At 74.4% G+C, this 1,070-nt stretch carries 1 protein-coding gene; it reads left to right on the top strand.

The features are described 5' to 3' along the window. A partial coding sequence (locus tag PI246_RS18370) for a YadA family autotransporter adhesin (protein ID WP_369335418.1) occupies nt 1–1,070 on the top strand: 1,070 nt, incomplete at both ends.

Raw genomic sequence — 1,070 nt, 5'->3', positions numbered from 1 at the left:
GCGCAGGCGATCGGCCAGTACGCGACGGCGTCGGGCTCGGGATCGTTCGCAGGTGCCGACGGCGCCAGCGCGTTCGGCAGCGGTGCGGTGGCGTCCGGCCAGCAGTCCACGGCCTCGGGCTACGGCGCGGTGGCGACGGGACAGAACAGCGCGGCGTACGGCGCGAACGCGCAGGCGACAGGTCCGGGTAGCGTGGCGGTCGGCGGCAACGCCGTCGACGAAGACGGCAACGCGCTGATCACCAACGGCGGCGAGCCGGTGGATACCGGCGCGACGAGCGCGGGCGTCGGCGGCACGGCCGTCGGTGCGAGCGCCGTGGCGAGCGGGTTTGCCTCGACGGCGAACGGCGTCGGTGCGTACGCGGCCGGTGCGCAGTCGGCGGCGTTCGGCGCGGTCGCGAACGCGACCGGCGATCTTTCCACGGCGCTGGGCACGCAGTCGGTGGCCGCAGGCGTGCAGTCGACGGCGGCGGGTGCGGGCGCGTCGGCGTACAGCGACGGCGCGACGGCGCTGGGCAGTGCGGCGAGCGCATCGGGCGTCGCCAGCGTGGCGATCGGCAACGGGGCGGAAACGGGCTTCGGCTTGTTCGGCATCGAGAGCGCGAACGCGGTGGCGCTGGGCGCGGGTAGCTGGGCGCTGGGCGACAACGCCACGGCGCTGGGTGCGAACGCCTGGGCGCTGGGTGAGAACTCGGTGGCGATCGGTGCGAATGCGCGCGCCGATCGCGACAACACGGTGTCGGTCGGCGCCGTCGGTGCGGAGCGGCAGGTCACGAACGTCGCCGCGGGTACCGAATCGACCGACGCGGTGAACAAGTCGCAGCTCGATGCGGTCGCCAGTGGCGTGAGCGACGCCAGCCATTACTTCAAGGCGAACGGCCTCGGCGACGGCACCGACGATGCGCAGGCGATCGGCCAGTACGCGACGGCGTCGGGCTCGGGATCGTTCGCGGGAGGCGACGGCGCCAGCGCGTTCGGCAGCGGTGCGGTGGCGTCCGGCCAGCAGTCCACGGCCGCGGGCTACGGCGCGGTGGCGACGGGACAGAACAGCGCGGCGTACGGCGCGAACGC

It is taken from the genome of Luteibacter sahnii, assembly GCF_034063545.1.
Lineage (GTDB): Bacteria > Pseudomonadota > Gammaproteobacteria > Xanthomonadales > Rhodanobacteraceae > Luteibacter > Luteibacter sahnii.
Note: the sequence above shows the minus strand (reverse complement) of the source record. Positions and strands in the feature narration are given on the sequence as shown.